At 66.2% G+C, this 12,013-nt stretch carries 10 protein-coding genes; 3 read left to right on the top strand and 7 right to left on the bottom strand.

The features are described from left to right. Nucleotide 1 precedes the first annotated feature (1 nt). Nucleotides 2–955: a phosphoribosylaminoimidazolesuccinocarboxamide synthase gene (locus AB0N24_RS13105; protein WP_364124703.1), complete on the bottom strand. Its 954-nt coding sequence runs from the start codon at nucleotides 953–955 to the stop codon at nucleotides 2–4. A 1-nt stretch (nucleotide 956) separates the two neighbouring features. Beyond that, on the bottom strand, nucleotides 957–2,282 hold the full coding sequence (purD, locus tag AB0N24_RS13100; RefSeq protein WP_364124700.1) for a phosphoribosylamine--glycine ligase: 1,326 nt from the start codon (nucleotides 2,280–2,282) through the stop codon (nucleotides 957–959). A gap of 89 nt (nucleotides 2,283–2,371) precedes the next feature. Here purD and AB0N24_RS13095 point away from each other — a divergent pair, with 89 nt between their 5' ends. Genes AB0N24_RS13095 through AB0N24_RS13085 form a run of 3 tightly spaced genes read left to right on the top strand, consistent with a single transcriptional unit; the run spans nucleotide 2,372 to nucleotide 5,396 of the window. Beyond that, entirely contained in the window at nucleotides 2,372–3,949 is a 1,578-nt protein-coding gene (locus AB0N24_RS13095) for a molybdopterin-dependent oxidoreductase (RefSeq protein WP_364124698.1), read from the top strand. 57 nt (nucleotides 3,950–4,006) lie between these two features. Then, nucleotides 4,007–5,023, top strand: a complete 1,017-nt coding sequence (locus AB0N24_RS13090; RefSeq protein ID WP_364124695.1) for an asparaginase — start codon at nucleotides 4,007–4,009, stop codon at nucleotides 5,021–5,023. 1 nt (nucleotide 5,024) lies between these two features. Further along, on the top strand, nucleotides 5,025–5,396 hold the full coding sequence (locus tag AB0N24_RS13085) for a sterol carrier family protein (protein ID WP_364124692.1): 372 nt from the start codon (nucleotides 5,025–5,027) through the stop codon (nucleotides 5,394–5,396). A 187-nt stretch (nucleotides 5,397–5,583) separates the two neighbouring features. Here the strand turns inward: AB0N24_RS13085 and AB0N24_RS13080 are convergent, their stop codons facing one another. The 5 genes from AB0N24_RS13080 to AB0N24_RS13060 all read right to left on the bottom strand — a co-directional run bounded on the left by AB0N24_RS13080 (nucleotide 5,584) and on the right by AB0N24_RS13060 (nucleotide 11,610). After that, complete coding sequence (locus AB0N24_RS13080; RefSeq protein WP_364124689.1) at nucleotides 5,584–7,095, bottom strand: cation:dicarboxylase symporter family transporter; 1,512 nt, start codon at nucleotides 7,093–7,095, stop codon at nucleotides 5,584–5,586. Nucleotides 7,096–7,297: 202 nt separating this feature from the next. Next, entirely contained in the window at nucleotides 7,298–8,311 is a 1,014-nt protein-coding gene (locus AB0N24_RS13075) for a hypothetical protein (RefSeq protein WP_364124687.1), read from the bottom strand. Nucleotides 8,312–8,447: 136 nt separating this feature from the next. Then, entirely contained in the window at nucleotides 8,448–9,227 is a 780-nt protein-coding gene (locus AB0N24_RS13070) for an SDR family oxidoreductase (protein WP_364124685.1), read from the bottom strand. Nucleotides 9,228–9,269: 42 nt separating this feature from the next. Further along, nucleotides 9,270–10,013: an aspartate/glutamate racemase family protein gene (locus AB0N24_RS13065; RefSeq protein WP_364124683.1), complete on the bottom strand. Its 744-nt coding sequence runs from the start codon at nucleotides 10,011–10,013 to the stop codon at nucleotides 9,270–9,272. Nucleotides 10,014–10,041: 28 nt separating this feature from the next. Further along, nucleotides 10,042–11,610: an NCS1 family nucleobase:cation symporter-1 gene (locus AB0N24_RS13060; protein ID WP_364124680.1), complete on the bottom strand. Its 1,569-nt coding sequence runs from the start codon at nucleotides 11,608–11,610 to the stop codon at nucleotides 10,042–10,044. Nucleotides 11,611–12,013 lie beyond the last annotated feature (403 nt).

Genomic DNA, 12,013 nt, shown 5'->3' with positions numbered 1-12,013 from the left:
GCTAGGCGAATTTGAGCCCGGTGAGTTTTTCGTACGCCTCGACGTAACGGCCGCGCGTCCGGCTCACCACGTCCTCCGGCAGGGCCGGCGGCGGCACATCCGAGGCCCGGTCCCAGCCGGACTCGGCGGACGTCAGCCAGTCGCGGACGTACTGCTTGTCGTAGGAGGGCTGTGACTTGCCCGGCTCGTAGGTGGCCGCATCCCAGAACCGCGACGAGTCCGGGGTCAGGACCTCATCACCCAGGGTGATGACGCCGGTGGCCACGTCGAAGCCGAACTCCACCTTGGTGTCTGCGAGGATGATGCCGCGTTCACGGGCAATTTCCTCGGCCCTGGTGTAGATCTTCAGTGTCAGCTCACGCAGGCGCGCGGCAACGTCCTCGCCAACAAGGCCCACTACGGCGTCATAGGTGATGTTCTCGTCGTGCTCCCCCACCTCCGCCTTGGCGGACGGCGTGAAGATGGCCTCATCGAGGCGTGAACCGTCCACCAGGCCCTCCGGCAGCGGAATGCTGCACACGGTGCGGGACTGCTGGTACTCCAGGAGTCCGGAGCCGGTGAGGTAGCCGCGGGCGATGCATTCCACCGGGAACATATCCAGTTTCTTGCAGATCATGGCGCGGCCCTCGACCGCAGCGGGAACGCCGTCCTGCACGGTCGATGCCAGCACGTGGTGCTCCACGCCCAGCTGCCCGAACCACCACAGGCTGAGCTGGGTGAGGATGCGGCCCTTATCCGGGATCTCGCTCGACAGCACGTGGTCGTAGGCGCTGATGCGGTCGCTGGCCACTACCAGGACGCAGTCCTGGCCGAACTGCGCCGTGAGGGAATCGTCCGCCGGAACGTACAGGTCCCGGACTTTCCCGGAGTACACGTGGCGCCAGCCCGGCAGGTCCAGCGTTTCGGTGTCGAGGCCTGCCTTGGGAGCTGCGTCCGGCTGGGAATTCTCAGTCATGCTATGCCTTTGCCTTCGTCACGGGCAGCGTTCCGGTGACGGATCCGTTGGTGGGCGCCACCTTGATTTCGCCGCGCGCCGCCTTCCGCCCGATATCGGTGCGGAACTGTCCGCCTTCAAGCTGCACCAACTCCACGCCGTCGTACGCCCGTTCCCGGGCCTCCACGAGGTCGGTTCCCAGCGCCACCACGGCGAGCACGCGGCCGCCGGCGGAGACTACCTTGCCGTCCTCGTCCAGCTTGGTGCCGGCGTGGATCACGTGCACGCCCTCCAGCTCATCAACCTTCTTGAGCCCGCGGATGCGGTCCCCGGTCCGCGGGGTATCCGGGTAGTTTTCGGACGCCACCACGACGGCGACTGCTGTGTCCTTGGACCAGCGCAGCTCTTCCGCCTTGTCCAGTTCGCCCTTGGCGGCTGCCAGCAGCAGCGAGCCGAGTGGTGTCTTGAGCCGGGCCAGGACGGCCTGGGTTTCGGGATCGCCGAAGCGGACGTTGAACTCGATGACGCGGGTGCCGCGCTTGGTCAGGGCAAGGCCCACGAACAGCACGCCGACGAACGGGGTGCCGCGGTGCGCCATCTCATTGACCGTGGGCTGGGCCACGCGGTCAATGACCTCCTGGACCAGGCCCTCCGGAGCCCACTCCAGGGGTGTGTACGCACCCATGCCGCCGGTGTTGGGGCCCTCGTCGTTGTCGAAGATGCGTTTGAAGTCCTGCGCCGGGGAGAGCGCCACGGTGTTGCGGCCGTCGCACAGGACGAACACGGAAACCTCGGGGCCGTCCAGGAACTCCTCGATCACCACGGAGCCGCCCACATCAAAGCAGGTCTGGGCGTGGGCAAGGGCTTCGTCCCGGTTCCTGGTGACCACAACGCCCTTGCCCGCCGCGAGGCCGTCGTCCTTCACCACGTAGGGGGCGCCGAAGGTGTCCAGCGCATCGGCGGCTTCCTCGGCGTTGCTGGCCACGCGCGCCATGGCGGTGGGCACTCCGGCCTCGGCCATGACCTGCTTGGCGAAGGCCTTTGACGCCTCGAGCTGGGCGGCGGCCTTGCTGGGCCCGAACACCGGGATCCCGGCTGCACGGACGGCGTCGGACACTCCCGCCGCCAGGGGCGCCTCGGGACCAACCACCACCAGGTCCACCGTCAGCTTGGTGGCCAGGGCGGCAACAGCGTCCGGGTCATTGGCGTCGATGGCGTGCGTGGGAACCAGTTTGCCGATGCCCGCGTTGCCCGGAGCCGCATGGACTTCCGAAACGTTGGGGTCTGCAAGCAGGGAACGGACAATGGCGTGTTCGCGGCCACCAGGGCCAATGACTAGTACCTTCACAGTCTCCAAGGGTACTTTGTGCACCCGGTCCGGTCCTAAGCCGTGACCTGCCCATCAATCCTTAAGGCCGGCAGCTACGAACCCCGGGCATGAAGAAGCTCACGAAGTGGCTCAAGGGCCCCACCGCACTGGCCGCGCTGGCAGGCGTGGCCGCGGCCGCCGTCGTCCTTTCCGTTGCGGAAATGATCGGCGCCTTCTTCACGGCGCGGGCAACGCCGCTCATTGCCCTCGGCTCCACCTTTATCGACTTCACACCGCCATGGCTGAAGGATTTTGCCATCGCCACGTTCGGCACCAATGACAAGGCAGCGCTGTTCGCGGGGATGGGCCTGACCATTCTCCTGCTGGCCTGTGTGCTGGGCGTTGTGGCTTACAGGAAGTGGGCCCTGGGCGTGGCCGGCGTCCTGCTGATGGGCGCGGTCATTGTTGCCAGCGTGGTCACCCGGGCCAGCGTGAAGCCGCTGGACGCCATCCCGTCGCTGATCGGCACCGTGGCCGGGCTGGTGGTGCTGCGCCTGCTGATGACGCGGCTGTGGCGGATGAGCTCATGGCCGGATGTGGCCGCCGACGTGGCAGCCAAGGGCACCGAACGTCCGGCCACAACGCGCCGTGCCTTCTTCGCCGCGTCCGGGATCACTGCTGCGGCGGCGGCCGTCGCGGCCACCGGGGGCCGTTTGCTCGGCGCGGTCCGCAGCAACGTGGCGCAGGCCCGTGAATCCCTGCAGCTCCCGGCGCCGGCCAGGGCCGCCCCCGCCGTCCCGGCCGGCGTGCAGTCACCCGCCCGGGGCGTCACGCCGTGGGTCACTCCCAACAATGAGTTCTACCGGATCGACACCGCCCTGAGCGTGCCGGAGATCAACGCCCAGGACTGGGAGCTCCGCGTCCACGGCCTGGTGGAGCAGGAAGTCACGCTGACTTTCCAGGACCTGCTCGACGCCGAGCTGATCGAGTCGCACGTGACCCTGACCTGTGTGTCGAATCCCGTCGGCGGAAACCTCGCCGGCAATGCCAAATGGCTGGGCCTCCCACTCCGCGAGGTCCTTAAGATGGCACGCCCCCAGGACGGCGCCGACATGGTGCTGTCCACGTCCGAGGACGGTTTCAGCGCGTCGACTCCGCTCGAAGTGCTGCAGGACGACCGGGACGCCATGCTGGCGATAGGCATGAACGGCGAGCCCCTGCCGCTTGAACACGGATACCCCGTGCGCATGGTGGTCCCGGGCTTGTACGGCTTTGTCTCCGCCACCAAGTGGGTTGTGGACCTGGAAGTCACCCGCTTCGCGGACAGCAAGGCGTACTGGACGGACCGCGGCTGGTCCGAGCGCGGCCCCATCAAGACCATGGCCCGGGTGGAGGTGCCCAAGTCCTTCGCGCAGGTCCCGGCAGGCAAGGTTGCCATCGGCGGCACGGCGTGGGCGCAGACCCGCGGGATCACCAAGGTCGAAGTGCAGATCGACGACGGCCCCTGGACCGAGGCCGTGCTGTCCGCGGAAGCCTCCGTGGTGACGTGGCGGCAGTGGTCGTTCGAATGGGACGCCACGCCCGGGCCGCACTACATCAAGGCCCGCGCCACCGACGGCACCGGCGAGGTCCAGACGGACAAGCGCGCCGATCCCGTGCCCGACGGCGCCTCCGGCTGGCAGTCGGTCATGGTGACGGTGCAATAGCCCGGGAATGGCCCCGGATTGCCCGGGTTTCCGGCACCTGCACCATAGACTTTAGCCATGCCAGAAAATCCGCATGCCACATTCACAGTGGAGTCCGCCGTCGAACTGGCAGTCGTGGAACGAAGCGGTTTCGTCGAATCCCGGCACATCGGCTCAGCCGTGGTCCTTGCCGCCGACGGAACGGTGGTCACGCAGCTCGGCGACATCACCACCCCCATCTACGCCCGCTCTGCGCTGAAGCCGCTGCAGGCCCTGGCGGCCATGCAGGCCGGCGTCCCGCTACGCGGCGCCCAGGTTGCCCTGGCCTGTGCCAGCCACACCGGGTCGCTGGACCACATGGACGTGGTGGAGGGGATGCTCAAGGCCGCCGGCGTCAAGGAAGAGCAGCTGCAGTGCCCCTCCGCCTGGCCGCAGGACGAGAACGCCCGCCACTGGCTCATCCGGTCCGAACAGGGCAGGTCCAAGCTCGCGTTCAACTGCTCGGGAAAGCACGCCGCCTTCTTGTGGGCCTGCACGGAGAACGGCTGGGACACCCACAGCTACCTTGAGCCCAACCATCCGCTGCAGCAGCGCGTCCGCTCCGCGATCGAGGAGTATTCCGGCGAGCGGATTGCACACCTGGGCATCGACGGCTGCGGCGCTCCCGTGGCGGCCATTTCCCTGACGGGGCTGGCACGGGCCTACTCCCGGCTGGCCAAGGCTCCGGGGGACAAGAATTCGAACGCGCGTGCCGCCACCATCGCCACGTCCATGCTTGACTACCCGTGGGCCGTCCAGGGCAAGGGCGAGCCCAACACCATCGTGATGGACGAACTGGAGATCATCGCAAAGATCGGCGCCGAGGGCGTGCTGGCCATGGCCACCGCCACGGGCGTTTCCGTGGCCATCAAGGTCCTGGACGGAAACCTGCGCGCCACCACCCTGGTGGGCCTCACCTTGCTGGCCGCCTCCGGCGCGGTGGACATCCCGGGCGTCTCCAGCGTGCTGGAGAAAGTGGTGGAGCCCGTGCTCGGCGGAGGACGGCCCGTGGGCAAGATCCGGCTCGGCCACGCCGTCTCTGCGCTGCTGGACTGACATGGCAATTTCACGCCGCCGCATCGATATCGACGAGGGCCGCGCCGCGCTGGCCGCCTGGCTGGAAGCGGGCGTTCCGGCGTCGGGCCTTCCGCGTGCGGTGACCGCGACTGCGGTGCGCTACTCGCTGGAAGAGGTCACCGCGAGGGCGCCGGGCAACTCCGTCGAGGTGCGCGTTCCGCCGTTCGGCGTCACGCAGTGCGTGGAGGGCCCGCGCCATACGCGCGGGACTCCCCCGAACGTCATAGAGTGCGACGCCGCCACCTGGCTGGCGATGGTCACCGGCCGGCTGAGCTGGTCGGACGCCGTGGCGTCCGGGAAGGTCGCCGCGTCGGGGCTGCGGGCGGACCTGTCGGAGCTGCTCCCGCTGTAGCCCCTCTTGGTCCATCTTGGAGTTTTTGTCCATATCGAGGGACTTGCGGGGCCTTTTGGACCCGGCATCTGGACGAAAACTCTGCGGGCGGGGTGGGGCGCGCGTTCAGAGACAAACGCGCAGCCCCGCCCCGGTGATTTCCGGGGCGGGGCTGCGTTCTTTTTGGTTCTGAGTGGCTGTGCTGCCGCTATTCGTGGTTGATGGCAGCCGAGCTGCGCTCCGGCGGCCCGGCGTGGGCTCCGGCGGGCCGGCTCATCTGGAATCCAGGAATGTCCTCAGGGTTGGGACCGCCGCGGAATTTGGGCGACGGCGCCTCTCCACCGCTGATCCGGGCAAGCTCCTGGTCCTCGAAATCATCCTCGACGCCAAGCATGATGGCTGAGTCGTGGTTGGTGATTTCACCCCGGAACGCACGGATCATGACGCTGCGGTCGAACTGGCCCTCCCATTTGGAGACCACGAAGGTTGCCACGCAGTTGCCCAGCAGGTTGACCACAACCCGCATGGAGTCCATCAGGCGGTCCGCACCGAGGAGCAGGGCCACGCCGGCAACCGGGAAGATCCCGAGGGCGGCCGCGGTGGCGGACAGCGCAAGGAACGAGGAGCCGGGAACACCGGCCATGCCCTTGGAGGTCAGGAGCAGGACACCTAGCGCGGCCAGCTGCTGGCCGAGGTCCAGGTGGTGGCCGAAAGCCTGCGCCAGGAAGAGCAGGGAGATCGAAAGGTAGATCGCGGCGCCGTCGAGGTTGAACGAATACCCGGTGGGGACCACCAGGCCGGTGGTGGCCCGTGAGCAGCCGGCGTTGGTCAGCTTGGTCATGATGCGCGGCATGACAGCCTCGGTGGAGGCCGTGCCGAGCGCCAGCAGGAACTCCTCGCGGGTGTACTTCAGGAATTGCCAGAGCGGGACGCGGGCAAAGCCCCAGGCCACGAGGAACAGCAGTCCGATGAAGACGATGGCCGCGCCGTAGCAGGCGGCTATGAGCAACGCGTAGGTGCTGAGCGTGTCGAGTCCGTACTGTCCGATGATGAAGGCCATGGCGCCGAAAGCACCGATCGGCGCCACCTTCATGATCCAGGACATGATCTTGAAGATGAGCTCCAGGACGGTCTCCATGAGGCTGATGACCGGCATGCAGCGCTCGCGTCCGATGACCACGATGGCCGCGCCGAAGAACACCGAGAAGAACAGAACCTGCAGGAGGCTGTTGTTCGCGAAGGCGCCGATGACGCTGGTGGGGATGACGTCCAGGATGAAGGCCGCGGCGTCCTTGGGCACGGCATGGCCGGTCTTGGCGTCCAGGGCTTCCTGGGACAGGGTGCTCGGATCAATGTTCAGCCCGGCACCGGGCTGGACGAGGTTGCCTACGATCAGGCCGAAGACCAGCGCGAAGAGCGTGGCCGCGGTGAAGTAGAGAAGGGCTTTGACTCCGACCCTTCCGACCGCCTTGACGTCGCCTACGGCTGAGATGCCGGTGACAATCACCAGGAAAATCAGCGGCGCGATGATCATCTTGATGAGCTGGATAAATCCATCACCGAGAGGCCTCAGCTGCGAGCCGAGGTCCGGCCAGAAATGTCCGATAAGAACACCTGCCACGACGGCGATCAGAATTTGGAAGAAGAGCGACCTATACAGGGGCTTCTTCTTCGACGGCGCCGAACTCGCCTTCAGCGCCGCGGAATCTGGGATCTTCATTGATCTGTACCTATCAATCGGGAACAGCCCCGGAGATCGGGGTCTGTTTCCAAAGTAACCCCGCTCACATAATTCCGCAAGGGGAAAATGAGTTTTCACAATGCGGAAATCATCTGAGTACTCCCGCCGCCGGAATCCGGAGTTTTTGTCCACATGATGGGTGCTGGAATGCCTCTTGGCCGCTATATGTGACCAAAAGTACTCAACGCTGCCAGCCCTGTTTGCGGAGGGCGTGTTGTACCCGTGACACCACCCATGCGGGGCCGTGCTTCATGTCTATTTTGTTGATCCGGACCTGCCTCCACCCCGCTTCGGCTACGCGCTGGTCACGATAGGCGTCCAGGGCCTGTTGTTCCGGGGTCAGGTGATGCGCGCCGTCGTACTCGATGCACGTTTGGAACTCCTCGCACCCCAAATCAGTCCACACGGGCCTTCGCGTTGCGTCGTCGACCCGGAAGTTGGGAGTAAAGGCGGGGAGGCCGGCGTCTTCCAATCGCAGACGGAGTTTGCTTTCGGGCGGCGAATCGACGCCGACCCGGACGAGCTCAAGCGCGGTCCTCGCCCTCCGCACGCCATGGATGCCATGCGCGTTGTCCACGAACGTCCTCAGCTGTCCCAGTGGCACCATGGCCCGCTTCGGCGGCCCGAAGGACCTGGCATGTTCGCTGACGATAGCGTCGCCGGCCACAACCAAGTCGTCGACGGGCAGCACTGAGCCAAGGTCCACCCAGGTTCGCGCGACCGATGTCAACCTCAGTCCCTCGATTTCGATGAGGTCGCCGTCGCGGATCTTGAGGCGGTGCCCCGCGACCCCCTTCCGCCGCGGCAGCGTTCCGCCACCCTGGCGGGAGAGATGAAGGAAGCGGCCGGGTTCTCGGAAATGCGGGCCCGTTTTCTTCCCCCACGGAACAGGTTCGACGACTGCGGTCAACGGGCCGCCGTCGTCTGGATGGAACTCCGCCCACGGAGGCAGCGGAATCCGAAGGATTTCGGCGGCGCTGATGAGGCTCGCAAAGGTAGCCGCGTCGAGCTCTGTGTGCGAGCGCGCGAGGGCGGCGAGGTCCGGGCGGCACGACGCCGGCACACGGATCCCGCGGCTGGGCCGGTTCAGGTCGGAGCCCCGCAGCCGGCTGATGGGCACGCCGGCCACGGCCGCCTCGCGAACGGAGAAGGGCCGGCCGCTGATTTCCTCGGGAAGCCGTGACAATCTGCTCATGGTCCATTGAGACACCTCACGGACGGCAGCCGGAGGTTATCCACAGGACAATTTACAGCTCGCGAGTTTTTGTCCAGCTACGGGCACTTGAGGCCGGCTGAAGTCGCGCTATGTGGACAAAAAACTCCAATCCGGGTCAGCCGCGGCCGATGAACGGCATTCCGGCGGCCGTGACCACCACCGAGCCCACGCTGGCCGACGGCGGCATTCCTGCCATCAGGAGTACGGCACGCGCGGCGTCCTGCACCGGGAACGTGGGCTCCACCCTGCGGCTGCCGTCAGCCTGCAGGGCGCCGGAGTCCACGCCGATGGTGCCCATGATGTCCGTGGCCGTATTGCCGATGTCGATCTGGCCGCAGGTAATGCCAAATTCCCGGCCGTCCAGCTCGATGCTCTTGGTCAGACCAGTCATGGCGTGCTTGGTGACCGTGTAGGCCACTGTCCGGGGCCGCGGTGAATGCGCTGCAATGGACCCGTTGTTGATGATCCGGCCGCCCTGCGGCTCCTGGGCTTTCATGGCCCGTACGGCCGCGGCGGCGCAGAGCATGGAGCCGGTGAGGTTCACCGCCACCACCGCGTCCCAGTCGTCCAGGCCGATTTCATCGACCGATGCGGCCGGGCCGAAGACGCCAGCGTTGTTGAACAGGACGTCAACCCTTCCCCATTTCCCGAGGGCGGCAGCGAAGAGACGCTCGACGTCGTCGGGCACTGTCACGTCGCAGGGCACCGTCAGCGCCTGGCGGTGGCCGGCCGCGGACTCCAGCAGCGGAGCCTCGCGGCGGCCGGCCAACACCACGCGGTACCCGTCGGCCAGCATAAGCCGCGCTACCGCCCTGCCTATCCCGGAACCTGCACCGGTCACGACGGCGACCGGTCCCGGCCGGTGGGGTGGTACGGGCCGGTGGGTTGCAGTCATTCGTCGCTCCTTGCATTGAGGGCCGGGCTGCCGAGGCCCAGGCTACCGGGCAGCGGGCACTTCCGCTGCCGTTACGGGCCAGCCTATGACTGTCTTGGGCCGCGGGGTGGCGTAGGTCCGGACTTTGGACGTGGACAGCCCCAGCCGCACGAGGGATTCCGCGATGGTGACGGCCGCCGCCACTCCGTCCACCACCGGAACGCCGGCACGTTTGCGGATCTCATCGTCCAGCCCGGCCATGCCGCCACAACCCAGGACAATGACCTCGGCCTTGTCCTCCCGAACGGCAAGCAGCGCCTGTTCGATGATCGCCTCGACGGCCCGCTCCGGTTCCTCTTCCAGCTCCAGGACGGCCATGCCGCTGGCCCGCACCGAGGCGCACCGCGCGTCGAGGCCGGCCAGCTTGAGCCGGTCCTCGATGAGCGGAACCGCCCGGTCAAGGGTGGTGACCACGGAGTATTTGTGGCCCAGGAACATGGCCGTGGAGGCTGCGGCCTCGGTGATGTCGACGACGGGGACGTCCAGGAGCTCCTGGAGCCCTTCGCGGCCGTGCTCGCCGTAACCGGCCTGGATGACGGCGTCGAACGGTTCGGGGTAGTGGACCACGGCGTCCATGACGGCGATCGCCGCGAGGTAGCTTTCGAAGTTGCCCTCGCAGGAGTCCGCTCCGAACCGCGGCGTGATCCCGATGATCTCAGTGCCCGGGGCCGCGGCGGACCGCGCCTGGGCGGCGATGGAATCGGTCATGGACTGCGTGGTGTTCACGTTGGCGACAAGTATTCGCATGGTGGGGTCTTCCGTTTCAGAGCGGTTGTCAGTGCGTGCTGGCCACGGCGATGGCTTCGCCGTCGACGTCTTCCAGCCGCTGCGAGCGGTCTGCGATGAAGTAGTACACCACCGCGGCGATGCCGGCCGCGAAGAACCACGCGAACGGGGCAGCAGCCTCCAGGGCGGGAACGAACGCGATCAGGAGCGCGACGGCGGCTGCCGGGACCAGCGCGATGATCGCCCTGGGGTTGAAGCCCTTCTTGTAGTAGTAGGCTCCGGCGGGGTCTTCCGAGTACAGCTCAAGGACGTTGACCTTGCCGCGCCGCAGCAGCCAGTAGTCGGCCATGACGACGCCGAACAGCGGGCCGAGCAGCGCCCCGAGACCGCCCAGGAAGTACACGATCACGAGCGGATTGTTGTACAGGTTCCACGGCAGAATGATGAGCCCGATGGTGCCGCTGACCCAGGCCGCCTTACGGAAGTTCAGGCGCTTCGGGAAGAGGTTGGTCAGGGCGTAGACGGGAGCCACGAAGTTTGCCATCAGGTTCACGGCGATGGTCAGGATGAGGAGCGCGAGGCAGGCCAGGACCAGGAACAGCGTGTTCGGAATGGTCTGGACCATGTCGGACGGGCTCTGGATGACGGTGCCGTTGATCTTGAACTGGCCGCCGGCCATGACCACCACAATTGCGCCGAAGAGGAGCATGTTGATGGGGATGCCCCAGAAGTTGCCGCGCACCACTGCCTTCTTCGAGACGGCGGACCGGGTGAAGTCGCAGAAGTTCAGGACGAAGGTTCCGTAGATGGCCACCCAGAGCGCGCCGCCGGCGAAGATGGTCCGCCACATGTCCGCGCCTTCGAGGGCGTTATCCGAAGCCCAGGCAATGGAGCCGTCGGCTTCCACGAAGATCCAGATGGCAATGGCCGCCATGGTCACCAGGATGATGGGGCCGGCAAAGGCCTCGTACTTGCGGATCATTTCCATGCCGAAGCTGACGATGACCAGCTGGACGATCCAGAGGAACACAAAGGCGGCCCAGCCCAGCGTGGAGAGGCCGAGGATGGAGTTGGCGTCCAGCTCGTGGAGCGAAGGGAGCATGGCCACAAGCATGACGCGAAGCACCACTGACGCGAGGTAGGTCTGGATGCCGAACCAGGCCACCGCCACGGCGCCGCGAAGGAGGCTGGCGATCTGGGCTCCCCTGATGCCGAAGCTGATCCGGCTCATGACGGGGAACGGCACACCGGTCTTCACGCCCATGAAGCCAGAGAAGCTCAGCAGGGCGAACAGCAGGATGGCCCCGACGCCGAGGGCCAGGAGGATCTGCCAGCCGCCCAGCCCGAGCGCGAACAGCCCGATGGCGAAGGCATAGTTTCCGAGGCTGTGGACGTCGTTGGCCCACAGGGTGAAGATGCTGTAGCTGGTCCAGCGCCGGCCTTCCCGCTTCGTCGGGGCAAGGTCGATGTTGTAGAGGCTGGGGCTGATGGTTCGCCCGGCTGCGGCGCTTGCTGTTGCGCACAAGGCTTCAACGCCCGTGGCGGGATGGACCGGCTGGCCCGACAACTCTGTCGGGGCGGGAGCCGTTTCGACGCCGACTGATGGGGTCGTCTGCATCTGGATCTCCAGTTCTAGAGGATGGGTGTGGAGGGAAGTCTGCGCTTCCGACGACTAATTCCATATAGTGGAAATTAGGTTTTGAAGAGTGGAATAACTCTATGACGTGGATCACCTCGGGTCAAGGAGTCCGCGCGGGTGGCGGCGGTCACAATCGGTCCCCAGGCCCTGCCCTGCGCACCTGGCGGGCCGGCCGAGCGTCATCGCCTTGACCGCTCGCGCTCTTCTGCATAATCTCGAATGGCAAGAATGTTTTCTCACAATATGAAAACTTAGAGCCCAGACATTCAACGATGAAAAGAGGCTGCCGTGGCTGCAGGAGAAGATACCTCCCATATCCTCAGCGGGTTGACTAACCAGCTGCCTGATCGTGATCCGGAAGAGACCGCCGAATGGATTGAGT

Origin of the sequence: Arthrobacter sp. NPDC093128, from assembly GCF_040683875.1 — a bacterium.
GTDB lineage: Bacteria > Actinomycetota > Actinomycetes > Actinomycetales > Micrococcaceae > Arthrobacter.
The sequence above is the reverse complement of the archived record's forward strand: the minus strand, read 5'-3'. Positions and strand labels throughout refer to the sequence as shown.

Bases quoted from the DNA above. Each gene is read 5' to 3' on its own strand.
- AB0N24_RS13060 (WP_364124680.1), bottom strand. From the start codon at position 11,610: ATGCAGACGACCCCATCAGTCGGCGTCGAAACGGCTCCCGCCCCGACA.
- AB0N24_RS13095 (WP_364124698.1), top strand. From the start codon at position 2,372: ATGAAGAAGCTCACGAAGTGGCTCAAGGGCCCCACCGCACTGGCCGCG.
- AB0N24_RS13080 (WP_364124689.1), bottom strand. From the start codon at position 7,095: ATGAAGATCCCAGATTCCGCGGCGCTGAAGGCGAGTTCGGCGCCGTCG.
- AB0N24_RS13065 (WP_364124683.1), bottom strand. From the start codon at position 10,013: ATGCGAATACTTGTCGCCAACGTGAACACCACGCAGTCCATGACCGAT.
- AB0N24_RS13070 (WP_364124685.1), bottom strand. From the start codon at position 9,227: ATGACTGCAACCCACCGGCCCGTACCACCCCACCGGCCGGGACCGGTC.
- AB0N24_RS13090 (WP_364124695.1), top strand. From the start codon at position 4,007: ATGCCAGAAAATCCGCATGCCACATTCACAGTGGAGTCCGCCGTCGAA.
- AB0N24_RS13085 (WP_364124692.1), top strand. From the start codon at position 5,025: ATGGCAATTTCACGCCGCCGCATCGATATCGACGAGGGCCGCGCCGCG.
- AB0N24_RS13075 (WP_364124687.1), bottom strand. From the start codon at position 8,311: ATGAGCAGATTGTCACGGCTTCCCGAGGAAATCAGCGGCCGGCCCTTC.
- AB0N24_RS13105 (WP_364124703.1), bottom strand. From the start codon at position 955: ATGACTGAGAATTCCCAGCCGGACGCAGCTCCCAAGGCAGGCCTCGAC.